This is a genomic window from Siphonobacter sp. BAB-5405, from assembly GCF_002872335.1.
Lineage (GTDB): Bacteria > Bacteroidota > Bacteroidia > Cytophagales > Spirosomataceae > Siphonobacter.
The window spans coordinates 60,449-85,985 of the sequence record NZ_NJAG01000010.1 but is presented as its reverse complement, the minus strand read 5'-3'; the positions used below and the strand labels follow the sequence as shown (position 1 = coordinate 85,985).

At 48.7% G+C, this 25,537-nt stretch carries 25 protein-coding genes and 1 tRNA gene; 13 read left to right on the top strand and 13 right to left on the bottom strand.

From position 1 onward, the window contains the following. Positions 1-301 precede the first annotated feature (301 nt). From BWI97_RS10000 to BWI97_RS09975, 6 genes are all read right to left on the bottom strand, one after another. Positions 302-1,489 (bottom strand): acyltransferase, encoded by a 1,188-nt coding sequence (locus BWI97_RS10000; RefSeq protein ID WP_102200906.1) that lies wholly within the window; start codon positions 1,487-1,489, stop codon positions 302-304. A 72-nt stretch (positions 1,490-1,561) separates the two neighbouring features. Then, positions 1,562-2,179 (bottom strand): YigZ family protein, encoded by a 618-nt coding sequence (locus BWI97_RS09995; RefSeq protein ID WP_094811354.1) that lies wholly within the window; start codon positions 2,177-2,179, stop codon positions 1,562-1,564. 6 nt (positions 2,180-2,185) lie between these two features. Then, on the bottom strand, positions 2,186-2,515 hold the full coding sequence (locus tag BWI97_RS09990; protein WP_094811356.1) for an L-rhamnose mutarotase: 330 nt from the start codon (positions 2,513-2,515) through the stop codon (positions 2,186-2,188). 16 nt (positions 2,516-2,531) lie between these two features. Further along, positions 2,532-3,701 carry a 1-deoxy-D-xylulose-5-phosphate reductoisomerase gene (locus BWI97_RS09985; RefSeq protein WP_102200905.1) on the bottom strand — a complete coding sequence of 390 codons (1,170 nt, stop codon included), beginning with the start codon at positions 3,699-3,701 and terminating at the stop codon, positions 2,532-2,534. Between the two features lie 41 nt (positions 3,702-3,742). Further along, positions 3,743-5,242, bottom strand: a complete 1,500-nt coding sequence (locus BWI97_RS09980) for a GH3 auxin-responsive promoter family protein (RefSeq protein ID WP_102200904.1) — start codon at positions 5,240-5,242, stop codon at positions 3,743-3,745. Between the two features lie 56 nt (positions 5,243-5,298). Beyond that, positions 5,299-5,604: a co-chaperone YbbN gene (locus BWI97_RS09975; protein WP_094811362.1), complete on the bottom strand. Its 306-nt coding sequence runs from the start codon at positions 5,602-5,604 to the stop codon at positions 5,299-5,301. 617 nt (positions 5,605-6,221) lie between these two features. On the opposite strand from BWI97_RS09975, the gene BWI97_RS09970 reads away from it, so the two are divergent. The 8 genes from BWI97_RS09970 to BWI97_RS09935 all read left to right on the top strand — a co-directional run bounded on the left by BWI97_RS09970 (position 6,222) and on the right by BWI97_RS09935 (position 12,990). Further along, the gene (locus tag BWI97_RS09970) at positions 6,222-7,211 is read left to right on the top strand and encodes a pyruvate dehydrogenase complex E1 component subunit beta (protein WP_255157807.1); all 990 of its coding nucleotides are present in this window, start codon (positions 6,222-6,224) and stop codon (positions 7,209-7,211) included. Between the two features lie 196 nt (positions 7,212-7,407). Beyond that, positions 7,408-8,268 carry an STAS domain-containing protein gene (locus tag BWI97_RS09965; RefSeq protein WP_094811366.1) on the top strand — a complete coding sequence of 287 codons (861 nt, stop codon included), beginning with the start codon at positions 7,408-7,410 and terminating at the stop codon, positions 8,266-8,268. A 3-nt stretch (positions 8,269-8,271) separates the two neighbouring features. Further along, positions 8,272-8,670: an STAS domain-containing protein gene (locus tag BWI97_RS09960; RefSeq protein ID WP_094811368.1), complete on the top strand. Its 399-nt coding sequence runs from the start codon at positions 8,272-8,274 to the stop codon at positions 8,668-8,670. After that, entirely contained in the window at positions 8,654-9,064 is a 411-nt protein-coding gene (locus tag BWI97_RS09955; RefSeq protein ID WP_094811370.1) for an anti-sigma regulatory factor, read from the top strand. The genes BWI97_RS09960 and BWI97_RS09955 overlap by 17 nt, the downstream gene beginning before the upstream one ends. Continuing rightward, positions 9,057-10,061: an ATP-binding SpoIIE family protein phosphatase gene (locus BWI97_RS09950; protein ID WP_102200903.1), complete on the top strand. Its 1,005-nt coding sequence runs from the start codon at positions 9,057-9,059 to the stop codon at positions 10,059-10,061. The genes BWI97_RS09955 and BWI97_RS09950 overlap by 8 nt, the downstream gene beginning before the upstream one ends. A gap of 41 nt (positions 10,062-10,102) precedes the next feature. Then, positions 10,103-11,731: an ATP-binding protein gene (locus BWI97_RS09945; protein WP_158242730.1), complete on the top strand. Its 1,629-nt coding sequence runs from the start codon at positions 10,103-10,105 to the stop codon at positions 11,729-11,731. A gap of 152 nt (positions 11,732-11,883) precedes the next feature. Beyond that, positions 11,884-12,603, top strand: a complete 720-nt coding sequence (locus BWI97_RS09940) for a tetratricopeptide repeat protein (RefSeq protein WP_102200902.1) — start codon at positions 11,884-11,886, stop codon at positions 12,601-12,603. 18 nt (positions 12,604-12,621) lie between these two features. Next, positions 12,622-12,990 carry a transmembrane 220 family protein gene (locus BWI97_RS09935; RefSeq protein WP_102200901.1) on the top strand — a complete coding sequence of 123 codons (369 nt, stop codon included), beginning with the start codon at positions 12,622-12,624 and terminating at the stop codon, positions 12,988-12,990. A 34-nt stretch (positions 12,991-13,024) separates the two neighbouring features. On the opposite strand, the gene BWI97_RS09930 is transcribed toward BWI97_RS09935, so the two are convergent. Then, positions 13,025-14,533 (bottom strand): acetyl-CoA hydrolase/transferase family protein, encoded by a 1,509-nt coding sequence (locus tag BWI97_RS09930; protein WP_102200900.1) that lies wholly within the window; start codon positions 14,531-14,533, stop codon positions 13,025-13,027. A 260-nt stretch (positions 14,534-14,793) separates the two neighbouring features. After that, positions 14,794-15,510: a DUF1080 domain-containing protein gene (locus BWI97_RS09925; protein ID WP_158242729.1), complete on the bottom strand. Its 717-nt coding sequence runs from the start codon at positions 15,508-15,510 to the stop codon at positions 14,794-14,796. A gap of 557 nt (positions 15,511-16,067) precedes the next feature. Between BWI97_RS09925 and BWI97_RS09915 the strand changes: the two genes are divergently transcribed. Next, entirely contained in the window at positions 16,068-17,069 is a 1,002-nt protein-coding gene (locus BWI97_RS09915; RefSeq protein WP_102200897.1) for a glycosyltransferase family 9 protein, read from the top strand. 71 nt (positions 17,070-17,140) lie between these two features. On the opposite strand, the gene BWI97_RS09910 is transcribed toward BWI97_RS09915, so the two are convergent. The 5 genes from BWI97_RS09910 to BWI97_RS09890 form a co-directional block, all read right to left on the bottom strand. Further along, positions 17,141-18,196 (bottom strand): sugar phosphate isomerase/epimerase, encoded by a 1,056-nt coding sequence (locus tag BWI97_RS09910; protein ID WP_094812573.1) that lies wholly within the window; start codon positions 18,194-18,196, stop codon positions 17,141-17,143. A gap of 74 nt (positions 18,197-18,270) precedes the next feature. Then, positions 18,271-19,416: a Gfo/Idh/MocA family protein gene (locus tag BWI97_RS09905; protein ID WP_094812575.1), complete on the bottom strand. Its 1,146-nt coding sequence runs from the start codon at positions 19,414-19,416 to the stop codon at positions 18,271-18,273. Positions 19,417-19,435: 19 nt separating this feature from the next. Beyond that, positions 19,436-19,792, bottom strand: a complete 357-nt coding sequence (locus BWI97_RS09900; RefSeq protein ID WP_102200896.1) for a DUF5615 family PIN-like protein — start codon at positions 19,790-19,792, stop codon at positions 19,436-19,438. Further along, entirely contained in the window at positions 19,792-20,037 is a 246-nt protein-coding gene (locus tag BWI97_RS09895) for a DUF433 domain-containing protein (protein ID WP_094812579.1), read from the bottom strand. The genes BWI97_RS09900 and BWI97_RS09895 overlap by 1 nt, the downstream gene beginning before the upstream one ends. A 25-nt stretch (positions 20,038-20,062) precedes the next feature. Beyond that, the gene (locus BWI97_RS09890) at positions 20,063-21,199 is read right to left on the bottom strand and encodes a Gfo/Idh/MocA family protein (RefSeq protein WP_102200895.1); all 1,137 of its coding nucleotides are present in this window, start codon (positions 21,197-21,199) and stop codon (positions 20,063-20,065) included. Between the two features lie 410 nt (positions 21,200-21,609). Here BWI97_RS09890 and BWI97_RS09885 point away from each other — a divergent pair, with 410 nt between their 5' ends. From BWI97_RS09885 to BWI97_RS09870, 4 genes are all read left to right on the top strand, one after another. Then, positions 21,610-22,863 (top strand): sugar MFS transporter, encoded by a 1,254-nt coding sequence (locus BWI97_RS09885; RefSeq protein ID WP_094812585.1) that lies wholly within the window; start codon positions 21,610-21,612, stop codon positions 22,861-22,863. Positions 22,864-22,963: 100 nt separating this feature from the next. Further along, a complete protein-coding gene (locus tag BWI97_RS09880; protein ID WP_102200894.1) occupies positions 22,964-23,797 on the top strand; it encodes an SMP-30/gluconolactonase/LRE family protein in 834 nt (277 codons plus the stop codon). Between the two features lie 327 nt (positions 23,798-24,124). Next, a tRNA-Glu gene (locus tag BWI97_RS09875) sits at positions 24,125-24,196 on the top strand. Between the two features lie 356 nt (positions 24,197-24,552). Continuing rightward, positions 24,553-25,377 carry an SDR family NAD(P)-dependent oxidoreductase gene (locus BWI97_RS09870; protein ID WP_102200893.1) on the top strand — a complete coding sequence of 275 codons (825 nt, stop codon included), beginning with the start codon at positions 24,553-24,555 and terminating at the stop codon, positions 25,375-25,377. Positions 25,378-25,537: the final 160 nt, after the last annotated feature.

Here is a 25,537-nt window from a genome sequence, read left to right as displayed (position 1 = left end):
TTCACTCCATAGTAACGGTCGTAACCTCTATTCATGGAGTGACGAGATAACCTTATCTAAGCTTTTTGAAATTCCTCAGGGATTTTCTCAGTTAAATAAGTGCTTCGTTTTTCGTTTTATCACATTCGGTTTACGAATATAAAAAGTAAAAGAGTTATGCCAAACGCCTAATGCCTTTTGTTTTTTATCAATTTACTGATATTCAAGTCATTATACCAGAAACAAGAAAGAGATACCAGGGCTTATTCGCCTCAGTCCGTGGATTATTTTCTCAAAAAAGGTATTTTTTTTCTCAGTAAAGTTATACATCCGTAGACTTGCCATTTTTTGCAGAGAGGAAAAACCGGCCATTGATCTTGGCGGCTACTCGCGTGCCCGGTTGTTCGATGTACCGGTAGGATAAAAAGCTGACAGCGATTAAAAGGATACTCGCTCCGATAACGACTAGCCAGAACTCGATTACACCGAGCTGCTGAGCCTTCTCTTCCCCGATGACAAACATAAAAACAGTGTAAAGCACAATCCCGTGTAACAGATAAATGCTGTAGGTAACCTGCCCTAACAGCCGGGAAGTAGTAGCTTTGAGTATACCCCAAAGCGAATTTCCCGCCGCAATGCTCGTAAAAACAATCGTTGTACACACAATTTCCATGCTGTCGTTGCCTTTGAATGGATACACCAAAAGCGTCAGACAACCCAGGATTACGAAAGAGGCTGGCTGACTAGAGGCCAGAGCGACCAGTCGGGGAATACGGATCAAATAAACGGCCAGCCCTCCCGCTAGAAAGGTCAGTAAGTAATAGTTAAAAATGAGGTTATTGTAGAAGATTGAAACGACAATCCCAAGTAGTATAAAAAATAAAACGGGGTTAACTCTGGTACGATAAAAAACAATACCGATAAGCGGTAAAGAAAAGTAAAACAACCACTCATATACCAAGGACCAGGTAACACCCGCAGTGATTAAAAAGGTATTTTCTACGCCATTGATGTTGGGAATACCATAGATCGAAAAACCGAGCCACTGTATAATTTCTGTAGCAATTAAGGAGGGACTTTCGCGTAACGTAAAGTCAGACCTAACGGCAACGATGCCTATCATTACGAGCATTGTAAATACATACAAAGGAGCTAACCGGAAGAATCGGGAAACAAAAAAAGCCGGCCAGTGAATCGGTTTTTCCCGGGATTCACTGAGCTTAAGAAAGAATAAAAAGCCCGTAATCATGAAGAAAACGACGACGCTGATCTTCCCAAGCTGAATATATAAATCGGAATCCGGTACGGCCCATTTTCCGGTATGCAGATACACGTACCAGAATGTGGCATGGTGCAGAAAAACAAAGAAGGCTAGATAACCTCTTAGCCCTTCGATGGTTACGTATTTTACTTGGGCAGGTACTAAAACGGAAGATCGCTGGATAAGTAATAGGATTCCCAGCACAATCCCCAAAGAAGACAAGGCAAAAATACTGTTAAAGGGGGACACGTTCGTATAAAGTCAGGTAGATTACTCCTTCAAATATACTTTAAAAATAGATAGCTGTACTTTACTTATAGTTTAAACGGTAGCAATCCACGTTACGCTTATGTCACTCGTTTTTTCCAGCTTCCCAATGATGGTCTCCCCTAATGCCTTCCGAACCATAAACTCCAAACTACACTGATTATCGAATTGCTGATTCAAAATGCGTACGTTGTCATCTTTCATCACCTTCATAACATCGTTCATTTGCAGATAATCGAAGTCAATGCGATACACTTCATTGACCGTTTTCTCGACTACAGTAGCCTGATGAATGGCCTCCTGCGTGGCCTGTTTATACGCGTTAATTAAGCCCGGCACACCCAATAGCGTACCGCCGAAATAACGAACCACCACTACTAAAATATTGGTCAGATTATTCGATAAGAGGGTATTCAGAATGGGCTTACCCGCCGATCCGGAAGGTTCACCATCATCATTCACGCGAAAGACCGTCCGGTCAGGACTCAGCCGATAGGCCCAGCAATAATGCCGGGCTTTGGGATGTAGCTCCCGCAATTCGGCTACGTACTGTTTAACTTCTTCTTCGTTTGCCAACGGATAGGCGTAACCGATGAATTTACTGCCTTTGTCCTTAAACAGGCCTTCCACCGGAGCCTCTATGGTTTGATACGTATCGTCTGCTGCGGTCATTAACACTTATAACGCAAATATTTTTTTCATCAGTACCCACTTTTCACCGGGCTGGGCGGCGGGAATGGCCTGCTGGTATTTCCACATCAGCTGCTCCCACTCCTGTACTCTCGGATTGGCGGCGTCGGCGGCAGCTTTCGCCTCAAAGGAAAACTGATCCGTCACTTCCATAATCATGAACAGGCGATTACCCGTCCGGTAAATTTCCATGGCCGTTACTTCCTGCCCGAGAATGCTCTCCTTAATTTCCGGCCAGATGACCTCGTGGTAGCGTTCGTATTCAGCAATCAAAATGGGGTCGTCTACCAGGTCAAGGGCCAGGGCGTAGCGTTTCATTCAACAATACAGTTAATTAGTATAGAGAGTGTGATTTTAGTAATTCCGCCGCTAAACGACGCGTTTCCGTATCCGTCTGCACGTAATCTTCGTAACTGGGATTCGCCTGATACGACACCTTTTCCAGGCACTCGCCAATCAGATCCGACATTTCCAGAAACCCAATCCGATCGTTTAGAAACTCGGCTACTGCTACTTCATTGGCCGCATTCAGAATGCAGCAGGCGTTCCCCCCCCGTTCGAGAGCGGTATAAGCCAGGGCCAGATTGCGAAAGGTCTTGGCATCCGGTTGTTCGAAACTGAGGGTTGGATAATCCATGAAGTTGAAGCGGGGAAAATCCGAAGGCATCCGGTTGGGATACCCCAGAGCAAACTGAATGGGAAGCCTCATGTCGGGCAAACCCATCTGAGCCTTCATGGAACCGTCTTCGAACTGGACGAGGGAATGGATGATGCTTTGCGGATGTACCACTACCTCGATCTGCGGAGCTTCGAGGCCAAACAGCCATTTTGCTTCAATGACTTCCAGGCCTTTATTCATCAGGCTGGCCGAGTCGATCGTAATCTTGGCTCCCATCACCCAGTTGGGGTGTTTCAGGGCCTGAGCTTTGGTGACGGTTTTCAGAAACTCCCGGTCCTTTCCGCGAAAAGGTCCACCGGAAGCGGTCAGAATGATCTTCTCGATGGGGTTATGAAACTCCCCGACCAGACACTGAAAAATAGCCGAATGCTCGGAATCGACGGGATAAATATTGACGCCTTTTTTCCGGGCGGCTTCTGTAACCAGCTCCCCTGCCACGACCAGCGTTTCTTTATTGGCCAAAGCGATGGACTTTCCAGCTTCGATGGCTTTCAGCGTGGGTAACAAGCCGGCGTACCCTACCATGGACGTCAGGACCAGATCAATACTTTCCATCTGAACGACGCTGGCCAGGGCCTGAATTCCACAGTAGACTTTTATATCCAGTGATTCCAGAGCGGACTGAACCGTTGGGAAAAGATCTTCATTGCCAATGACGACTACATTCGGCTTGAACTCAGCTGCCTGCTCAATGAGTAAAGCTGCGTTATTCTGGGCGGATAAGACTTCTACCTGAAAAGCTTCCGGGTGACTCCGCACGACGTCCAGGGCCTGCGTACCAATAGAGCCGGTTGAGCCCAGAATGGCAATATTCCGTTTTTGCATACGAATGGGTACTCTTTTTAAATGGGGGCTTTCGCTACGTTTTATACCAGTGGTTTGAGCTGATCCGCAACCGTACGGTCATTGGCCAGGCGAGGTACTTTATTCTGGCCGCCCAACTTGCCCTGGCTTTTCATGAACTCAATAAAGGCTCCCCGACGTAAGGACGTCAATTGAAGACGTTGTAGAATATTTCCGCTGATCAAATCGTCGTAGTACACGTTGAGTTTGGTCAGGTTAGTATCGAGATCCTGGCGGAATTGCTCCAGATCATGCGGTGGATGGGCAAACTCAATCAGCCACTCGTGGTACGGCAAACCGCCCTGCGGAGGGGCTACCTGCGGAGCTACCGTAAATTCGACCACCTGCGTTTCGGGCTGACGACTCACGGCATAGGCCATCGCTTTTTCAACTTCCTCCCCAATCACGTGCTCGCCAAATGCCGAAATGAAGTGTTTGATCCGTCCCGTTACAATAATCCGGTACGGGTCTTTGGAGACGAACTTCACCGTATCCCCAATGTTGTACCCCCACAGACCGGCATTGGTATTCATGATGACGGCGTAGTTCTTGCCTACTTCCACTTCGCCAATGCTCAGGCGACGGGGGTTCTCCGTGAAAAATTCCTCCACCGGTATAAACTCGTAGAAAATACCCTGATTGAGCAACATCAGCAGACCCGGATGCACCTGGCTGTCCTGATAGGCAATGAAACCTTCCGAAGCCGGGTACGTCTCAATGGAATCAATTTTCTTGCCGATGGAATCGTATAGCTTGGCCCGGTACGGCTCGAAATTCACGCCGCCGTACACAAAGAGCTGAAAGTCCGGAAACACATCCTTTATTTTCTTGCCCGTACGAGCCTGAATCCGGTCAAAGTACATCTGCACCCAAGGCGGAATACCCGAGATCAGTGACATGGGCTGGTGAATGGTCTCGTCAATGATCCGGTCGAGCTTGGTCTCCCAATCGTCAATACAATTGGTTTCCCAGCTGGGCAACTGATTCGTCCGCAGATAACCCGGAACGTGGTGATTGGAAATACCGGAGAGGCGACCCACATGAATTCCGTGTTTGGTCGTCATTTCCGGGCTTCCTGAAAGAAAAATGAGTTTTTTATCCAGAAATTCCGAGCGTCCCGTTTCGTGGATATAACTCAACAGAGCATCGCGGGCACCATTGATGTGAAAACCAATGGATTCTTTGGACAAGGGAATGTATTTAATTCCAGACGTAGTACCCGAAGTTTTAGCGAAATACAGGGGCTTGCCTGGCCAGAGAATATCCGGCTCGCCGTGGGTTACTTTCTCTACGTAAGGCTTCAGAGCTTCGTAATCCCGAATGGGTACAGCCTGCTGAAAATCAGCGTGGGAGTGAATGTCTTTAAAAAAGTGATTCCGCCCAAACTCGGTGTTCCGGGCGGAATCCAGTAATTTATTTAACCAAAACTGCTGCGTTTCAGCGGGTTTACGTTCCCACTGACGACGCTTTGATATAACCCAGGCCGCGACGGGCTTTGCTAAAACTGACCGAATGGGTACCATGTACTAGACAATTGCTCTGTCTGCAAAAGTACGTAAACTTTGGGTTGTTCGACCAGTTAGACGTGATTCCCTACCAAACGAGATTCCACCTGATCCATGGTTTGGGCGTCGGTATATCCTTCATGCCGCCAGATTTCCCGACCCTTTCGCAAACCCAGTACCGTTGGGTTTGAACGGATTTTATACCGTTTAAACAATTCATCTTCCTTACCGCAGGCTACTCGAAGCAAACGAGCGTCTTTAGGGTGCTGGCTCACGAAGCTTTCCAGCACTCGTTCAGCCTGGCTTACCGAGGGGCTGTACTGTTGAAAAATCAACATCAGCACACACTCTTCGCTCTGGAGAAATTCTTCCAAAGTCATAACGTTCCGGATTAAAATGATTGAACTATGAAACTTGATACGGCCACTAACTCAGCTGGCGTTCATATTCAGCGTATTAGCTGTCTCAGATGAACTTCTGGTTACAGCCTTTCCTGGGTACGAAGCCTAACTCTTCTGCGTATTCTGGCAAGCAGAATACGCAACGTTGGCAAGCCCTGACCTGCAGAAACTTACCGAGGCACTTAGGAATGGAACGGCGGTTTGTTCATTCCCTTTTTCAGTTCAATGGAGGTGAGTATTCCGTTTCAAATCATCGTATCACCTGATTGGAAAAGCTTAGATGATTTGAGAACATAAGCATAAAGTCTTACTAAAATCTCTCTTCAAAGTAACGAAAAAAATTCAGGATTGTCAACGTTTAATATTACTTTATAATGCAATAATTATATTTTAAAAAAATTTATTTTACCGACCTCCCTTTTTATTCCCTATTTTTTAGTTGTAAGACCGCTTTTCTTAGAAAATTAGACGGAGCTCTCCGTAAAAGTTTAACGATAAATGGGGAATCATGGGTCAGAAACCTTGTCAATTGCTGATCCATTCCTAATTTTGAAGGTCTTTACGAAGACATTCAAGCTGGACATACGACAGAAACTCTGAACATGAGAGAATTACAATTTCGGGAGGCTCTCCGCGAAGCCATGAGCGAGGAAATGCGACGTGATCCCCGCGTTTTTTTGATGGGCGAAGAAGTTGCTGAATACAATGGTGCGTACAAAGTGTCTCAAGGGATGCTTGACGAATTCGGACCGGAACGCGTAATCGATACGCCCATTGCCGAATTAGGCTTTGCCGGTATCGGCGTGGGGGCGGCAGCCAACGGTTTGCGTCCGATCATTGAGTTCATGACGTTTAACTTTTCGCTGGTAGCCATTGATCAGGTGATCAACTCGGCAGCTAAAATCTACGAAATGTCAGGTGGGCAGTACAATGCACCCATCGTATTCCGTGGCCCTACCGGTAACGCTGGCCAGCTGGCAGCCCAGCACTCGTCGAACTTCGAAAGCTGGTACGCCAATACGCCGGGTCTGAAAGTGGTAATCCCCTCAAACCCTGCGGATGCGAAAGGTTTATTGAAATCAGCCATTCGTGACAATGATCCCGTGATTTTCATGGAATCGGAGCAGATGTACGGCGACAAAGGCCAGGTCCCCGATGGTGAATACCTCATTCCCATTGGCGTGGCCGACGTGAAACAGGAAGGAACCGACGTAACCATCGTTAGCTTTGGTAAAGTGATCCCCCGGATCGTGATGCCGGCCATCGAAGAATTACAGAAAGAAGGTATTTCCGTGGAACTGATTGACCTGCGTTCGGTTCGTCCGATTGATTACGGTACCCTAGTGAAATCGATCAAGAAAACCAACCGTTGCGTCGTTGTGGAAGAAGCAGCTCCGCTGGCTTCCATTTCCGCCGAAGTGGCTTACCACCTGCAACGCTACGCGTTCGATTACCTCGATGCTCCCGTAGCCCGTGTAACGAGCCGCGACGTACCCCTACCCTACGCTCCTACGCTGATCGAAGAAGTTCTTCCGAACGCAAAGCGAGTCGTCTCAGCCGTAAAATCGGTACTCTACCGTAACTAGTACGGATACATCTTATTTTTAAAACCCCGTTTTCGTTAGCGAAGCGGGGTTTTTTAGTTGAATAATTTGCTCTCCTTCAGCAATCCCTCAAAGTTTCTTTAATTTACGCTTCCGGCATCCCGATTTATTTCAAAACCTAAAAGGCTCTGCAACGGTTGTCTTCTTTACACCCTTAAATTCAGAATTTTTGAACACTATGAAAGCAAGTACTATTAAAATGCTCCAGTCGAAAAAGGAGCAAATAATAGAACTATGGATGGAAAATCAGATGGAAGATCCCACACTCCGGGAAGATCTGATGTCCAACGAAGATTTACGCGTTCAATCCATCGAACTCATTGATACGTTATTGCATACGCTTAACGAAGGCAATAGTACGCAGGTAGAATCGCAGGACTTTGAACCCGTCTTTGAAATTCTGGCGGGTATTTCGTTGTCTAGAGCTCGTCAGGGCTATACGCCCCGTGAAACGGCCACGTTTATCTTTAGTTTGAAAGACGCCATCTTTTCCGTTTTAGGGGAAAATATTTCGGATCTGTCCCTTCTTAATCAGGAATTGCTGGAAGTTAGCAAGCTCATTGACAGCCTGGGAATCGTTACGTTCGAAACGTTTATTCAGGGAAGGGAAGAAGTCATTCTCCGCCAGACGGATGAAATTGCTGAAATCTCTACCCCTATCATTCGGGTTTGGGATGGCATCATTGCTCTGCCAATCATCGGTACCCTCGACAGTGCCCGCACGCAGATTGTGATGGAAAACCTGCTCGTTGAAATTGTCAATTCCGAAAGCAGTATTGCCATTCTGGATATTTCTGGCGTTCCGGCGGTCGATTCTCTCGTGGCTCAACACTTGATCAAAACCGTTAGTGCTACACGTCTGATGGGAGCCGAATGTATCATCAGCGGTATCCGTCCTGAAATTGCCCAAACCATTGTACACCTTGGGATCGACCTTTCTTCCATCATCACGAAAGCCACGCTGGCCAGTGCCCTGCGGCAAGCCTTCACGATGTTGCAACTGGAAGTTACCAAAGTGAGAAAAGATAAAAAAGTTTAAGGAATGGACCGTATTCCGATTCTTAAAATGGGCCAGTTTCTGCTGGTAACCATTCAGATTGATCTGTACGATCGGATTGCCCTCAATCTGGAAACGGATTTGGTACAGATGATTCACAAAACCGGAGCCCGGGGCGTACTGATTGATATCTCAGCGGTATCGATCGTAGATTCCTTCATGGGTAGAATTTTGGGCAACATCGCGACCATGTCCAAAATTCTGGATGCTGAAACCGTAGTGGTGGGCATGCAACCAGCCGTTGCGATTACGCTGGTCGAACTGGGTTTACCCCTGAACGGTGTATTTACGGCCCTGAATGTGGAGCGAGGAATGAATTTATTACAATCACGGCTGGCTTCCAATCCGGACGAAGAGGAAGACGAGGATGATAACCCTGAATAGAGATCGCCTCCTCATACACAAAGATCAGGATGTCGTGATTTTACGAAACCGGGTGAAAGAATACGCAACCAAAATCGGCATGGGGCTGGTCAATCAAACCAAACTGATTACCGGAACCAGCGAATTGGTGCGTAACATGCTACGCTACGCTCAGGGTGGAGAAGTGCTCATCGAAGTCGTAAGTCGTGGCCGCGAAAACGGCATCCGACTCACCTTCAGCGATCGCGGGCCCGGTATTGCTGATCTGGATAAAGCGATGCAGGACGGCTTTTCTACGGGTAGAAGTCTGGGCCTGGGTCTTCCCGGTACGAAACGACTCATGAGTGAGTTCTCCATTAAAAGTGCTCCCGGCGAAGGAACTACCGTGACCGTTATTAAGTGGAAGAATGGATAATCATCATAAAAGTTTTGCGGCCACGGATCGAAGTTATCTGGCTCTTTTAAAACGGGAAATTCACAGCATGGCTATCCAGCTGGAATTTCCCACGCGTCGGCTGGCGGAGATTGATTTGATTGTGGCCGAATTAGCCTCCAATCTCGTCAAACACGCTACTGGTGGCGAAATTCTGGTTCGATTCTTCAACGAGGCGAACCAAAGTGGCATTGAACTCATCAGCATTGATCAGGGGCCTGGCATTGCCGATCCCACCAAAATGCTGGAAGATGGCATGTCTACGACCCAAACCCTGGGGCACGGGCTCGGTTCGATCAAACGTCTCTCGGATACCTTTCAGATTTATTCCCAGCCCGACTGGGGTACAATTATTCTGTCCCGCATTTATAAGGTAATTCCGTCGCGTCGGGTGTCCAGGCTGGATATCCGTTCCATTGTGGTACCCAAACCCGGTGAAACCCAAAGTGGCGATGGCTTTTTCGTAGAAACATCCCCGGAGCGGGTGAAGCTTTTTCTTGGCGATGGTCTCGGGCACGGTCCGGAGGCAGCTCTGGCCGTTCAAACTGCCATCGAAGCCCTGAAAGCGAGTAAAGAACCCCGCCCTACGGAGCTGATTCGACTCCTACACCGGGCGGTCAAGAAAACCCGGGGCCTGGTGGGTACGATGGGTTTCTTTGATGCCAAAACTCGTACCTGGCAGTTGTGCGGCGTTGGGAATATTTCAACGACGCTGAAAGGGGCCAATTTCGCTAAAAGACATTTCTCCTACAATGGGATTATTGGGATGAATATTCCAACGTCCATGAACGAACAGACTCTGGTGATGGAAGCCGGACAATACCTGATTTTATGTTCGGACGGCATTCGTTCCCGCTGGGAAACGTATAAATATCCTCACATTACCAAGTACGATTTATCTATTCTGGCCGCTGCCTTATACAAAGATTACGCCCGTAAGACGGACGATATGTCGATCGTAGTCTGCCGTTTCAATTGATGATTATGCACGAGATAGCCAAAGTTACCCTGGATACCGAAATGGATCTCATCCTGGCCCACAAGCATACCATGAAACTGGCAGAGCTGACGGGCATGTCCCTGGCCTCTCAAACAACGTTTGCTACAGCCGTCTCAGAAGTTTCTAGAACGGCCATTGATCGGGGCATGGGTGCTTCGCTGATTCTGGGACTGGACAATCCGAAAGGGCAGGAATGGAACCTGGTGGCCTTGATCAATGATCGGCCCGAACACGACCTTGATGAGCATCAATTTGGCTTACATTACGCTCAAAAACTGGTGGATTCGTTTCAGGTGAATACCACGAGTGAGAATACCCAGATTTCCCTGTACTTCCGGATTTTCCCCTCTAAACGGATTACGGAATTAAAAATCAATCAGTGGAAGTCGCTCTTTCAGAATGAACTGGCCCTGTCGCCCTACGAGGAAATCAAGCGTAAAAACCGACAGCTTCACGCCCTGGCAGATCGCCTCAAGGAAAGCGAAAACCGCTACCGTACCCTGACGGATTCGCTCCCGCTGATTATCTGTACCGTCAATCCTCAGGGTAAGTTACTGTACGCGAATGAATGGCTGGTCACGTATACGGGCATGACCATTCAGACCATCAATGACCGACACTGGCAAGGCCTCTTTCACGCAGAAGACCCCGCGGCTCAGTCGGCGTTCTGGATGGATGCGTTACAGAAGCTTCAGCCTTTTCAGTTTGAAGTACGGATTCCCGAGGCCCAAACGCAGCAGTATCGCTGGCACATGGCTTCTTTTGCCCCGATGTTTGATGAGAAGAAAACGCTGACGCACTGGTCAGGTTTTTTCGTAGACATCCACGCTCAGAAAACCATTGAAAAGACGCTACAGGCCAACGAAGCCCTCAAGCACACCCAGCAGAAACTCGAAGAATACCAGCAGGAACTGGAGTCGAAAGTGATTGAGCTAAACCGCAGTAATGAAGAATTGGCTCAGTTTGCGTACGTAGCTTCGCACGATTTGCAGGAGCCCTTACGCAAAATTCAATCGTTCAGTACCATGCTTCGGGTGCATTACGCGGCAGATCTGAAACCTGAAGTGACCAGCCTGCTCGAACGAATGCACAGTTCCGCCGAACGGATGCACGGCCTCATCAAAGACCTGCTTACCTACTCGCGACTGAATACCAAACCGCAGCCTTTCCAGCGAATATCGCTGATGGAAGTCTTTACCGATGTGCTGGAAGATCTGGATTCGGTCATCCAGGCCAGACAGGCCCAAATTGACCTGGGTTCTTTGCCGGAGGTGGCGGGTAACACTCAGCAATTGTATCAGCTTTTTCAGAACCTTATTTCCAATGCCCTGAAATTTGTGCCGGAAGACCGCGTGCCGCAGATTCGTATCTACGCCAGCACTCCCCAGCAGCTACCATCAACGGTACTTCACGACAATCGCTGCGTGTGTATCACCGTAGAAGACAATGGTATTGGTTTCGATGAGCAATACAAAGACCGGATTTTCCAGCTTTTTCAACGCCTGCATACCCGCAGTGAATACGTCGGCACGGGCATCGGATTGACCATCTGTAAAAAAGTAGCGGAATTACACGGGGGCACCATTGAAGCGAGGAGCGTGCCAGGTAAAGGATCGACCTTTCGCGTGTATCTGTGCAAAGGCCAGTAAGGGCAAAAAAAAATGGCAAACCACGAACCGCTACAACCGCCTACCCTTGCTTCGGTCAAGACCTGGGGGATTCAGCAGGAGCTGGCCTGATTTGCCGCTGCAAAGATGGTTTTATTTTGGGCCGAAGTCAAGTCTCAGCGTAACTTTGCAGGATGAAAAAGTTTCGTACGCTTCCGGTATCTGCCCTGTTACTAGGCTTATCTCTCTGGCTGTCAAGCTGTAATTCTTCGAATAAACATTTAGAAGAAGGCCGAAAATTATTGGGTGAAAATAAAATAAACGAGGCTATTACTGCCCTAAATGAGGCCGTATCAGCCGATGCAGACAATGCACAGGCTTTAAACGCCCGTGGCGTGGCTTACTACCAGCTCAAAGATTACTCCAATGCCCTGCTCGATTATGAACAGGCCATGAAGGCTGATTCATCGCTGTATCTGCCCTATTTCAATCGGGCTAAACTACGGATTGCCCAGAATGATTTTGAGTCGGCAATCAAGGATTTTAGTAAAGCGGCCACGTTGGCTCCTGATTCTGCTGAAATTTATCTCAATCGTGGTTTTGTATACGCCGAGCTAAAGCTGCCCCAGAAAGCCACGCCCGACTTTGACAAAGCGGTACAACTGGCTCCGAAGAACGCGGAAACCTATTTTGTTCGGGGTAACCTGTACCTGGAACAGAAAAACTATCCCTCGGCTATTCGTGATTACGAGCAGGCGGTTGGGATACGTTCCGATTTTCCGAAAGCCTTCTACAACATGGGACTGGCCCAGAATCTGGTGGGCAATCGGGAAGCGGCCTGCTTGAGCTTTCAGCAAGCTAAAAAACTAGGGTATGCCGAAGCGGCCGATGCCGTTGCAACGTTCTGTAAATAGCTCTTTTCCTGATTTCCGATGAAATACCTGGCTTTACTACTGGTTCCCGTTTTCGTACTGTTTGCCGGCTGGCAATACAACGACCCCGATCCCCTGCTTTGGGGTACCATTTATCTCCTTGCGGCGTATGCTGCTTTTCGGGCTTTTCAGGGAAAATTCAACCGGGAAATGCTCCTGGTTCTACTGATTTGGTCAGCAGCCTGGGCCATTAGCTCCTGGTCGCAGATGACGGCCTGGGAAGGTTTCTTTTCCGAAGGGGAAGGACTCACGATGAAAACCCCCAATCAGGAACTAGCCCGCGAAGCTTGCGGGCTGGGAATTGTAGCCGTTGCCTACCTGCTTTTTGTAGGAATGAGTTTTGCCCAAAAGCGTTCGTATGAACAATGAAAAAGGGGAGCCGATCGGCTCCCCTTTTTCATTGTTAACTCAATTCTGTTACCGATTTCTTCATGGTTCCGGTCGTGGCCAGTCGCGTATGCCAGCTAAAGGCTTCTTCCAGGACGTGCGGCGTGTGTCCGCCCCGCTGACAGGCCCGCTCGTAGTACGATTGCAATTCGTCCCGGTAATCCGGATGTACGCAATTGGCAATAATCACTTTCGCCCGCTCCCGGGGAGCCAGTCCGCGTAGATCGGCGAGCCCCTGATCCGTTACCAGAATATCAACGTCATGCTCGGTATGATCCACGTGCGAAGCCATCGGTACCACGTGTGAAATGGCATTTTCCTTCGAGGCAGCCTGCGTCACGAAAATGCTCAGGAAGGCATTACGAGCAAAATCGCCGGAACCACCAATCCCATTCATCATGTGCGTACCACTCAAATGCGTAGAGTTGACGTTTCCGTAGATGTCAAACTCAATGGCCGTATTGATACCAATCACGCCCATGCGGCGAATGACTTCGGGAGCATTACTGATGTTCTGTGGACGGAGTACAACTTTATCGCGGTACAGGTTCAGGTTGTTCATAATCCGGTGATACCATTCTTCCGAAACCGTAATGGACGACGCGGAGGCGTAGGTCATTTTTCCGGCATCAATCAACTCAAAGGTGCTATCCTGCAATACCTCCGAGTACATGGTCAGATTTTCGTAATCACTCTTCAAAAATCCGGACATTACGGCGTTGGCCACTTTTCCGATACCCGCCTGCAAGGGTAAAAGCGACTTTTTGAGCCGCCCCTGCTTCACTTCGTTTTTAAAGAAATCCAGCAAGTACTCGGCAATGGCCGTCGTCTTCACATCGGGCGGCACGACCGTCGCTGGACTATCCGGTATGTTGGTGATGACAATCGCTACAATTTTCTCGGGATCAACGGGGATAGAGGTACGGCCGATTCGGGAAGATGGCGACGTAATCGGAATAATGGAACGTTCAGGATAGCCTCCCGTCAGAAAAATGTCATGCAGCCCCGACAAACCCAGCGGCATCGAAAGATTTACCTCCACGATCACCTGCTGGGCCAGAGCCGCAAAGTGAGCCGAGTTTCCCACGGACGTGGTAGGCACCAGACTCCCGTCTTCCTCAATCTTGGTTACTTCAATAACGGCAATGTCTACCGGTGGCAGATGTCTGTTCTGGAGTTGCTCAACCGTTTCGTACAGGTGGTGGTCAATGAACATCACTTCCCCGGCATTAATACTTTTCCGCAATACCGGATCCACCTGAAACGGCATCCGTCGGCTGAGTACGTGGCTGGTGGTTAGAGCCGCATCGGTATTATGGCCCAGCGAAGCTCCCGTGAGTAAGGTAATATGCAGGGGTTCAGCCTGAGCCCGACTGGCCAGGGCGGGCAGTACGGCTTTACTATCGCCAGCTTTGGTAAAACCGCTGGATCCTACGACCATCTGGTCTTTGATGAGGGCGGCCGCCTGATCGGCTGTTACTAGTTTATCGATGAGTTCCCGGCGTAAGATTCGGTCCTGATACATAATTCTTGAATGGTTTTCTGAGCACATTCAAGGTATGGCCTGAATGCACTAAATCATTAACAAAACAAGGGTACGCCTGCTTTACTTGCACTGACTTTTGTGAGTTGGCGAGCGTACAGAAATCAGTTTCCATAAAAAAACACGCCCGTTGTTGCGAGCGTGTTTTGTATTCGTAAGCCTGGACCGTCAGCAAAAGGCTTTCTCCGTTGGTTGGAGTATTGCACTTACACCGATGATTGGGTTCGGCAGACATCCCATTTCTAGTGTTTGATTTCGCGAATCTTAATGTTACGGAACCACACGGTATCGCCGTGATCCTGCAAACTAAAACGGCCCGTAGCGGCTTTGGCAAAATCGGGCATAGACTTAAATTTCGACTTAGCGACCATTTCTGCAAACTGAGGCGTACTCATGTCCGTTTCCACCACTTTCACATCATTTTGATAAATCGTGAATTTGCCCTGATCCAGTACTACCCGCATGGAATTCCACTGTCCGGCAGCATTCGCATTCTGGGGTTGAGCCGGAATCAGATCGTACAAACTACCCGCCCGATGGCTTTCGAGTTTGCTGTCGGAATGCCGCTCATTGTCGATCACCTGAATTTCAGGACCCGTCAGCCAGGGATAACGGTACTTTTTACTTTCCACGACGTGAAACATCACCCCGCTGTTACCATTTTCGGCAATCTTGGAATCGTACTTCAATTCAAAATTGGTGAATTCTGCGTCCGTAACAATGTCACCGGCAGTTGCTCCGGATTTACGGGCGTCCGCATCCAGCTTCAGCGTTCCATCCTCTACTTTCCAGGCGGTACCGATACCCTGACCATTATACGTATGCCAGCCGTTGGTCGTTTTTCCGTCGAACAGTAATTTAAAACCTGCTTTTTTTTCTGCTTTGGAAAGCTTGTTGGGAGATTGGGCAAGACAGGCAACGGTCATCAGTGACAGAATGCCAATTAATGTCTTTTTCATGAATCTGAGGTTAACTAGTTGAAATGCAATAGTTTGCTTATCGACCCGTGGAACAAAGTTGCGTATAGTCCTTTCCGCCCGCATCGATGCCGGACAAAGCTAGTGGCAAAAACACGATTGTCTGCCGGGAAAGCGACATTTTCTTCGGTGTTCCCGGCTCTACTTTCTTATCCTCGATGGGATTTATTTACTGAAATTCAGTCGCTTATCACATTAGCACATCCATACACATTACCGCAGTGCCTTCCGACAACAAAGCCATTTTACTCGACGTATGTTTTTTCGTCTCCTTATTTTCGAGACTGGTCTTCTTATCAAAAGAATCCTCACTTCCTCCAGCCAAAACGTACGAGTAATCCTCTTCAGGGGCTATCTTTACAGCCGTTTTAATTGCCTCCCTATTTCTATTAAAATTCTTTAATCGGAACCGGATGGAAAGGGGAATGTTTACGTTTGTATTCTGCAAGCAACGCATCTATGTCCCGTCGTGTCTCAATGGGCTGTTATTCATGATTCTGATCCTCCGGTGCGTGATCTATTAACTCTTTGATTACCCTATGCCATCGTCTAAAAATAACCTTACTAACAAGCATGTTTTAATTTGTCGTACCGATGCCGTGGGGGATATGGTTTTGGCGATGCCGGTTTGTGGTTTAATCAAGGAATACTTTCCATCCTGTAAAATCTCCGTCTTAGGACGTACGTATACCCGGGACATCGCTCAGGCTAGTCGACACATTGATGGTTTTGTCAATTTCGACGACTGGCAGGGGAAAAGTGTAGAGGAAATCAATACCCTGCTGGCCACTGAAAAGATTGACGTGGCCATTCACCTGAAGGATTTAAGTACGGTGGCCTGGCAGCTGAAACGGGCCGGGATTAAGAAGCGAATCGGTACGACTAACCGGTTGTATCACTGGTTTACCTGCAATACGCTCGTACCGCTCAGCCGAAAAAACTCGGGTTTACACGAAGCCCAACTGAACGTTAAATTGCTCCGGGGGCTCAATATTAAACGGGACCTTTCCTGGAATGAAGTTTCGGATTATTACGGCCTCAGTCGTTTTCAACCCCTCAATCCAACGTTTGAAGCCCTGCTATCGCCCGATAAGTTTAACCTGATTATCCATCCCAAATCGCACAAAAACAGCAAGGAATGGAGTCTGGACAATTACTCGAAACTCGTTCATCGTATTGACCAGAATCGCTTCAAAGTCTTTATTAGTGGCTCACAAAAAGAGCACGAAGAACTACTGCCCTGGGTACAGCAGCACGAAGGCCTGATTACCGACATTAGTGGAAAACTTCCCTTGAGTCAGTTCATTACCTTCATCAGCCAAGCCGACGGTCTGATTGCGTGTAGTACAGGTCCCGTACACATTGCGGCGGCGGCGGGTATCTTTACGCTGGGTCTGTATACGGATATTAAAACCAAGGATGCGGGTCGCTGGGGACCGGTCGGAAAGAAAGCCGAATCGCTGACGGCCGTTAATGCCGACATGGAGACGATTACGGTCGATGATATTCTAAACAAAATAAACGCCTGGCAGAAGCCCTAGGCGTTCCATAAAAAAAGAGTCCGGATACTGAATCCGGACTCTTTTTTTATACCCTTGATCTGCGGTTTGGGTTACGACAGACCCAGTACTTTTTTGTTGAACGCATCATCCGAACCCGTACCAGCAAAATCGTCAAAAGCCCGTTCGGTTACGCGAATGATATGGCTTTCAATGAAGGGGGCTCCTTCCGCGGCTCCCTGCTCGGGATGCTTGATGGCACACTCCCACTCCAGTACAGCCCAGCCATCGTAATCGTACTGAGCCATTTTACTGAAGATGCCACTGAAATCCACCTGTCCATCACCGAGTGAACGGAAGCGTCCGGCCCGATCTACCCAACCCTGGTAGCCACCGTACACGCCCTGTTTGCCCGAAGGATTGAACTCGGCATCTTTCACGTGGAAGGCGTAAATCCGATCGTGGTAGAAATCAATGAATTGCAGGTAATCCAGCTGTTGCAGCAGGAAGTGACTCGGATCGTAGTTGATCCCCGCCCGTGGGTGGTTGTTCACTTTTTCGAGGAACATCTCGAAGGAGATACCATCGTGGAGATCTTCGCCGGGGTGCAGCTCAAAGCCTACGTTTACGCCCGCTTCGTCGAAAGCATTCAGAATGGGCGTCCAGCGTTTAGCCAGTTCCGTAAAAGCCATGTCCACGAGTCCAGCCGGACGTTGGGGCCAGGGATAGACAAATGGCCAGAGTAAAGCTCCGGAGAACGTTACGTGCGACGTGAGTCCCAAATTTTGACTGGCTTTCGCCGCCAGAATCATCTGTTCGGTAGCCCAGGCCTGCTGACCCGCGGGATCGTTGGCCAGTTCAGCCGGACCAAAGCCCGAAAACATTGTGGCATACGAAGGATGTACGGCTACCAGCTGTCCCTGCAGGTGCGTGGACAATTCGGTAATCTCAACACCGATGTCGGCAAGTTTGCCCTTCAGCTCATCGCAGTAGGTCTTGGATTCGGCCGCTGTTTTCAGGTCGATCATTCGGGGATCACCACTGGGTAACTGAAGTCCCTTGTAACCCAGATTCGCCATGTAACGGGCGATGCTATCGAGTGAATTAAATGGCTCCGTATCTCCTAAAAACTGAGCCAGGAAGATACCCGGTCCTTTTAGTGTTTTCATAGTAAATTAGTTTTGAGTGAATGAATGATGATAACATGAGTTATGCACTCATGTTATCATCATTCTAAAATACTCTATACTTCCACCCAGGCTTGCTTGGTGTTGGATTCGAGGATTTTTTCGCAAATCAGTAACTCGCGGTATCCGTCAGCAAACGTTGGGAAGGTTGGTTTTTCCGGCATTTTACCCGCTTCGATAGCGGCATACACTTCCTTAAACATTTGCTTGGACGTATCGGCGAAACCTTCGTTATGGCCGCCGGGGAAGGTGATAATCGAGCGAACGTCGGGGTGTACCAGCGACGGATCCCGCAGCAGTACTTCATTCGCTCCATCGCGTTTACCGATCCACAACTCGTTGGGAGCTTCGGAATTCCAGGCAAAGGATTTTTTCGATCCGGCGATTTCGAGTTTCAGCTGGTTCTTCCGGCCTGCTGCCACTTGTGATACCGTAATCACGCCGCGGTTTCCGTTGTTGAAACGGAGTAATACGTTGGCATGGTCTTCCGTCGTGATGGGTACATCGGCGTAATCTTCGGGTTGCAACATTTTGCCCGAGTAGGTTTCTACGGGCTTCAATGGCTTCTTACGCGTTTTATGAATGATGTTGAAATCAGCGAGTACGGCTACGGTTTTCAGGCCGGTAATGTACTCGATAATATCCATCAGGTGCGAGCCAATGTCAGCAATCGCCCGGCTGTTGCCCGACTTATCGGGTTCCAGACGCCAGCTGTAATCGGTTTCGTAGAACAGCCAGTCCTGGAGGTACGAGCCCATTACGGAGTACACATCGCCCAGTTCGCCACTTTCGTGCATGGCTTTCATCTGACGAGCCAGCGGATAATACCGCAGGTTGAAGTGAACCGCATTCACCAGACCCGTCTGAGCGGCCAGTTCTACCAGTTCTTCGGCTTCGTGGAGGTCTTTAGCCAGCGGTTTTTCGCAAACCACGTGTTTACCCGCCAGCAAAGCAGCTTTTGACTGCGAATAGTGAAGGAAGTTAGGCGTACAGATATGCACAACCTGAATGTCGTCCTGCTTCAGCAGTTCATCGAAAGTATACGAACGCTCGATGCCCAACTGAGCAGCTTTCGTAGCGGCGAGTTCAGCGGTTACTTCGCACAGGGCGGCTACTTCTACATTCGGCAAACGCCGCAACGCCTCAATGTGAGCGGGTCCAATGAAGCCCGTACCAACTACGCCTACTTTAATTTTGGTCATTTTTTGAATTGGTGAAAGTTTAGATTTTTCGCTGACGAATGATGAAGTTTTCATCGATTACCGAAAAATTTCCTGTCAATTGAACGTCAGCATTCGTTAAAAGCTCATGTATGAACTGCCCGGGAGCTTCGGGGGTAAAGGAATTCCATCGAAAATAAACGACTCCCGCCAGAGGCTTATATCCTTTTTTGAAAATCAGTTCACCGTAATCCCGATCAAAAGTAAGAATCGTACGGTTCTCCTGAATGGCAAGGTTCATTACTTCTTCATCTTTCGACCCAGAATAGTGTTCACCAACGGATATAATATCGACGTGACGTTCCCGCAACCACTGAATACTGACTTTGGGAAAGTTTTCGTTGGCTAGTATTTTCATCAGGCCGCTTTTGATGGAATGGATTGATGAAACAGTAAGCCATCCCGCAGGCAATCCTGAATATATCCGAACACGGCCTGCAAGTCCTCACGAGACAACTGAGGATAGTTCTCGAGAATAGTCTGTTCCGACCATCCATCGGCTAGTCTGCCAATCAAAAATTCAACTGAAAGTCGGGTTCCTTTAATGACGGGCTTCCCTAGTAATACCTGTTCGTCTGATTCAATTCGCTCCTGCCAGTTCATACTACGTAAAGAAATTTAGTTGAGTCTACTCAAACTTCGTCCAGACGGCTCCATTGCTGTTCGACTTCAGCACCGTATCAATGAACGCCATTCCGCGTAAACCGGCTTCTACTCCGGGAAAATCGAAATCGGGATCAGGTTCCTGACCGGCTTCCTTCGCCCGTACGGCAAAAGCGAAGTTACGGTACAGACTGGCAAAGGTTTCCACGTATCCTTCCGGGTGACCGGCGGGCTGACGCGTGTGTACCTGAGCTGCCCGGGACTCGGCATTCACTCCCGTACGAATAATCCGGGAGCCTTTCTCCTGATTGGTCCAAACCAGCGTATTGGGTTCCATTTGTCGCCATTTCAGACCGCCCAGTTCGCCGTATACGCGGATGTTCAGGTCATTCTCCTCGCCGTTGCAAATCTGACTGTTGTGCAGAATACCCTTGGCTCCGTTTTCAAAATGAAGCAACATATTGGCATCATCATCGAGCTGACGACCTTCCACAAAAATCGTTAGGTCAGCGAGTAATTCTGTAATCTTTAATCCCGTAATATACTCCGCCAGGTTTTCGGCGTGCGTACCAATGTCGCCCACGCCACCAGCAGCCCCACTCTTGGAAGGGTCCGTACGCCACGCGGCCTGTTTGTTCGTACCGCTCGATTCCACCAGTTGAGACAACCAGCCCTGCGGATACTCGACAATCACTTTGCGTACCTTGCCGATGGCTCCGGATTTGATCAGGTGACGGGCTTCCTTCACCATGGGATAAGCCGTGTAATTGTGCGTCAGGCAAAAGACCAGATTTGTCTGTTCCCAAATCGCTTTTAATTCTTCAGCTTCGGCCCGGTTCAGCGTAATGGGCTTGTCCAGTACGACGTGGAAACCGTTTTCCAAAGCCATTTTTGCGGGCGGAAAGTGCATGTGATTGGGGGTTACGATGGATACAAAATCCATACGTTCACCCTCGGGAAGTTCTTTTTCCCGCCGAATCATTTCTTCAAAGCTGCCGTATACCCGATCCTCCGGCAAATACAGGGCTTTACCTGTTTCTTTTGACTTTTCAGGATTAGAACTAAAGGCTCCGCAAACGAGCTCAATTTCGCCATCTAAAGCGGCTCCCCGACGGTGTACAGAACCAATGAAAGCATCGAGACTGCCTCCAATCATTCCCATTCTGAGTTTTCTGGCCATGGATAGAGGTTTTTTGACTACGTGTGAATGTTTAATGGAAAGGTATGTACGGAAGAAAATACGCTGCCGCATTTACTGCGATGTACCCTGATTTTAGTACTAAACGGTCAGGCGAAATGTTTTCGGCAGGCGGTAATCCTTCTTCTTCCTTCGATACAAGCTGCCAAAGTTTGACAAGAAAATGCATATTTCAAATGAAGAATCGACATAAGCCGGAGAAAGTACCGGTTTGGCATACCGAATTTTTCACGCTTGCGTTTCAAGAATAAACCCTATTCTTTCTAGCAAAAATGCCCATCTTTTCGTTTTTTAGCCGAACTATTCATATGCACATTCCCTGTGCTAAACGTCAAATCATTCATACTAAACCCTTTATCTAAACCTCAATGGCTATGATACAGTCCGTTAACCGGGATCGTTTGTTTCTGGCAAGCTGCTTCGGTCTAATTACCACTGCCATGATTTTTGGAATTCGGGCCGGAATTCTTCCCCAACTGGGTGCCGAATTTGGGCTTACCTCCAAAGAACTTGGCTATGTAAACCAAATGGCTTTTCTAGGTTTTCCCATTGCGATGATCGTAGGCGGCCCGCTGTACAACATCATCGGTCCCAAACGAATTGTATGGGTGGCTTTCGTAACGCACCTGATCGGGATTGTCAGTACCATTTTCGCCGACGGTTTCTGGACTCTGCTGCTTTCTACCTTCTTCGTTGGTTTTGGTAATGGTACCATCGAAGCCGCCTGTAACCCCATGGTAGCCGATATGTACGAAGGCAATCAAACGACCAAGATGCTGAGTCGCTTTCACATGTGGTTTCCCGGCGGTATCGTCATCGGAAGTCTGGTCTCTAAATTCATGACCGACGCCGGATTGGGCTGGCAGTTACAGATGGGGGTTATTCTGATTCCCTTGGTGTTGTACGGGGTTCTGTTTTTTGGTCAGTTATTCCCGGAAAGTACGGCCGAAGAAGGTCACTCCAACACGACCAACATCAAGGCTATGCTCTCGCCGCTGTACATTTTCATGCTGATCTGTATGGCCCTGACGGCCATTTCCGAATTCGGTCCGGAACAATGGGTAGGTCCTATTCTGGAAAAAGCCGGAGCCAGCCCCATGCTGATTTTGGCTTTGGTGACGGGCTTGATGGCCGTTGGTCGTTACTTTGCCGGACCTCTGGTACACAGCCTTAATCCCACGGGCGTACTCTGGGCTTCCTCGGTTATTGCTACGATCGGTATTGTACTGATGAGTCAGGCTACGGGTGCTATGGTTTATGTTTCGGCGGTCATCTTCGCTATCGGTGTATGCTACTTCTGGCCGACGATGATCGGTTTTGTGGCCGAATACATTCCTAAATCCGGAGCCTTCGGGATGTCCATTATTGGTGGTATGGGGATGTTCTCTACGTCCATTTTCCAACCGATCATTGGTGGCTGGATTGACGATGAAATGAAAAATGCTACCGCACGCGGACTGACGGGCGATGCCGCTCAACTGGCTGCCGGACAGGAAACGCTCGATAACATGGCCATTTTCCCGGCCATTCTGATTATCGCCTTCGGTGTCCTGTGGTTTGTGATGCGTAACAAGAAACCCGGCCATCACCACGATGAAACGCTGGCCGCTCAACAGCCTCAGTTATAATTTTTGCCTACCTTTGTATAAAGTTTAGGCAGATGAAGGCTGGAAAGACGGACGTTTTTCCAGCCTTTTTTACTATTCCAATCCCTCTTTTCACTCGTATATGAAATACCTTGTTTTAGCGACCAGCCTGCTCTCAGGCCTTACGGCTTCGGCTCAGGTTCAGCTACAAAAACTCTGGGAAACTGACTCTACCCAACTTCGTACACCCGAGTCCGTACTGGTGGATCCAGCCAGCAGTTCTATTTACGTCAGTAACATCGACGGCAAGCCCTGGGAGGCCGATGGCAAAGGCTTCATTTCGACGCTGGCCGCCAATGGCCAGGTACAAACCCTGAAATGGGCCGAGGGGCTCAACGCTCCCAAAGGCATGGGGATTTCGAAGGGCAAAATGTACGTAGCCGATATTACCGAAATTGCGGTTATTAACGTCCGCAGCGGCCACATCGAACGAAAACTGAAACCCGAAGGAGCCGTCAACCTCAATGACGTAACCGTTGGCCCCAACGGCGATGTGTACGTGACTGATTCGGGTAATAGCCGGATTTATCACGTAAAAGGTAAAAACGTATCGGTATACCTGGAAAGTCCCGAGTTACAGCGACCCAACGGCATTAAATTCGTGGGTGACCGGATGTTCGTACTGACGTCCGGTAGTGGCGTTTTCTACGAAGTAAATCCGGATAAAAGTTTGAAGAAACTCGCGGAAGGCTTGCCCTCCGGGGATGGCATTGAGCCCGACGGTACTAACTTTTTTCTCTCGCGTTGGGAAGGGGTGCTGCACTACTGGTACGCTGCCGACGGCAAACTCGTTCAGGTGTTGGATACACGGGCTCAAAAGAAAAACTGTGCCGACATTGGCATCGATCAGAACAAGAAAGTGCTGTACGTGCCCACGTTCAATGGGAATACGGTAGCTGCTTACCAGATTCCCTAGATGACCTTCGACCCGGGTTGGAATAACTGCTAAAAGAAGACCCGGGTTGGAATAACTGCTAAAAGAAGACTCGGGTCGAATGGTTCATTTTTAAATTATATCCACGAGAAGATAGTCGCGAATGTCGTGTAAATCCTTTTTTCGGGCCAATAGACGCTTCCCGGGCATTTTCTTGAACAAAAGCCATAAAACGCATAAACTTTAAAAGAAAGAAAACTTTTTTCAGGCGATGACTTGCGTTCGCGTCTGACAATCCCTTATCTTTGCACCACGTTAAACGAAACGGCTTAGCAAATCGCAAAAAACGTATCGATTAATACCTTAAATGGTCCGTTCGTCTAGGGGTTAGGACGTATCCCTTTCACGGATAAAACACGGGTTCGATTCCCGTACGGACTACTAAATTGGCAAAGAGCTCTGAGCAATCAGGGCTCTTTTTTTTTCTTTCTTTCCAGCAATGTTGATTGAAACAGCCCTTAGTTTCGACGTATCCTGCCTCTTAGCAAACTCGCGTACCTCTGGTGATACGATCAGTCCTGCTTCTATCATTAAAGCTGCGTATGGATTGAGTCACCCCTGATGGAAATTCCTTTTTTGTCCAGACTAGTACAAATATTCCCAACTTGAATTCTTTCCCGTATTTCTGTGCTATTCTTCCGCTGAAATGAGCTATTCCGGCCCGTATGCGTCCCTCTACCTTTGTAACGTCAAAAGGCACTAAAGCCTAATCAGATTTTACAAAACAACGCACGATCATGTCGAAAGTCATTTTTATTACCGGAGCATCCAAAGGATTTGGCAAATTATGGGCAGAAGCCTTCCTCAAACGCGGCGATAAAGTAGCCGCCACGGCCCGCAATACCGAAGCCCTCAACGATTTGGTGAACACCTATGGCGAGAATATTTTGCCTCTCACCCTCGATGTTAACAACCGGGAAGAAGCCCATACCGTCGTGCAGAAAATCGGGCAGCACTTTGGTCGGATCGATGTACTGATCAACAACGCGGGTTACGGGCTTTTCGGAACGACGGAAGAAACCACCGAAGCCCAGGCCCGCCTGCAAATGGAAACCAACTTCTTTGGCTCCCTGTGGGTCGCTCAGGCCGTATTGCCCGTATTTCGGAAGCAGAAAAGCGGCCACCTGATTCAGGTTTCCAGCTTCCTGGGTCTGACGACCTTACCGATGCTGGGCCTCTACAATGCCTCCAAATTTGCGGTAGAAGGATTAATTGAAACCATTGGCTCGGAAGTAGCCCATCTGGGTATTAAAACTACGCTGATCGAACCCAACGGCTACGCTACCGACTGGGCGGGTGCCTCCGCTACCCAAACGTCCAGCGACATTGCCGACTACGCTCCGGTACGCGAAGCCTTCAGCAGTTCCAGCGAAAGTGCGGATACCTGGGGTAAGCCCGAAGCAACGGTCGAACCAATTCTGCGTATCGTCGACAATCCGAATCCACCGCAACGACTGTTGCTGGGTAAAATGGCCTACCACGGCATGCATCAGGTGTATACCCAACGCCTCAAAGACATTGAAGCCTGGAAAGAGGTAAGTATTGCCGCCCATGGTCATTAAGGACTTGGTAACCGGGGCGAACGTAATTTCTGATCGATAAAAGCGGCTTCCCACTTTCAAACCGAATCGTCCCTTGCTTTTTTTCAAAGAGTACGCATGACGACGCTTCCGAGGAAACTAGCTGGTTCTCAAATCAATAGATTGTACCCCAATTTAGATC

Coding starts and splice junctions, on each gene's coding strand:
- BWI97_RS09925 (WP_158242729.1), bottom strand. CDS start 15,510: ATGAAAAAGACATTAATTGGCATTCTGTCACTGATGACCGTTGCCTGT.
- BWI97_RS09895 (WP_094812579.1), bottom strand. CDS start 20,037: ATGAACTGGCAGGAGCGAATTGAATCAGACGAACAGGTATTACTAGGG.
- BWI97_RS09945 (WP_158242730.1), top strand. CDS start 10,103: ATGGATCTCATCCTGGCCCACAAGCATACCATGAAACTGGCAGAGCTG.
- BWI97_RS09965 (WP_094811366.1), top strand. CDS start 7,408: ATGAAAGCAAGTACTATTAAAATGCTCCAGTCGAAAAAGGAGCAAATA.
- BWI97_RS09980 (WP_102200904.1), bottom strand. CDS start 5,242: ATGGTACCCATTCGGTCAGTTTTAGCAAAGCCCGTCGCGGCCTGGGTT.
- BWI97_RS09985 (WP_102200905.1), bottom strand. CDS start 3,701: ATGCAAAAACGGAATATTGCCATTCTGGGCTCAACCGGCTCTATTGGT.
- BWI97_RS09975 (WP_094811362.1), bottom strand. CDS start 5,604: ATGACTTTGGAAGAATTTCTCCAGAGCGAAGAGTGTGTGCTGATGTTG.
- BWI97_RS09930 (WP_102200900.1), bottom strand. CDS start 14,533: ATGTATCAGGACCGAATCTTACGCCGGGAACTCATCGATAAACTAGTA.
- BWI97_RS09990 (WP_094811356.1), bottom strand. CDS start 2,515: ATGAAACGCTACGCCCTGGCCCTTGACCTGGTAGACGACCCCATTTTG.
- BWI97_RS09890 (WP_102200895.1), bottom strand. CDS start 21,199: ATGGGAATGATTGGAGGCAGTCTCGATGCTTTCATTGGTTCTGTACAC.
- BWI97_RS09955 (WP_094811370.1), top strand. CDS start 8,654: ATGATAACCCTGAATAGAGATCGCCTCCTCATACACAAAGATCAGGAT.
- BWI97_RS09880 (WP_102200894.1), top strand. CDS start 22,964: ATGAAATACCTTGTTTTAGCGACCAGCCTGCTCTCAGGCCTTACGGCT.
- BWI97_RS09910 (WP_094812573.1), bottom strand. CDS start 18,196: ATGAAAACACTAAAAGGACCGGGTATCTTCCTGGCTCAGTTTTTAGGA.
- BWI97_RS09885 (WP_094812585.1), top strand. CDS start 21,610: ATGATACAGTCCGTTAACCGGGATCGTTTGTTTCTGGCAAGCTGCTTC.
- BWI97_RS09915 (WP_102200897.1), top strand. CDS start 16,068: ATGCCATCGTCTAAAAATAACCTTACTAACAAGCATGTTTTAATTTGT.
- BWI97_RS09870 (WP_102200893.1), top strand. CDS start 24,553: ATGTCGAAAGTCATTTTTATTACCGGAGCATCCAAAGGATTTGGCAAA.
- BWI97_RS09935 (WP_102200901.1), top strand. CDS start 12,622: ATGAAATACCTGGCTTTACTACTGGTTCCCGTTTTCGTACTGTTTGCC.
- BWI97_RS09905 (WP_094812575.1), bottom strand. CDS start 19,416: ATGACCAAAATTAAAGTAGGCGTAGTTGGTACGGGCTTCATTGGACCC.
- BWI97_RS09940 (WP_102200902.1), top strand. CDS start 11,884: ATGAAAAAGTTTCGTACGCTTCCGGTATCTGCCCTGTTACTAGGCTTA.
- BWI97_RS09950 (WP_102200903.1), top strand. CDS start 9,057: ATGGATAATCATCATAAAAGTTTTGCGGCCACGGATCGAAGTTATCTG.
- BWI97_RS09900 (WP_102200896.1), bottom strand. CDS start 19,792: ATGAAAATACTAGCCAACGAAAACTTTCCCAAAGTCAGTATTCAGTGG.
- BWI97_RS09960 (WP_094811368.1), top strand. CDS start 8,272: ATGGACCGTATTCCGATTCTTAAAATGGGCCAGTTTCTGCTGGTAACC.
- BWI97_RS09995 (WP_094811354.1), bottom strand. CDS start 2,179: ATGACCGCAGCAGACGATACGTATCAAACCATAGAGGCTCCGGTGGAA.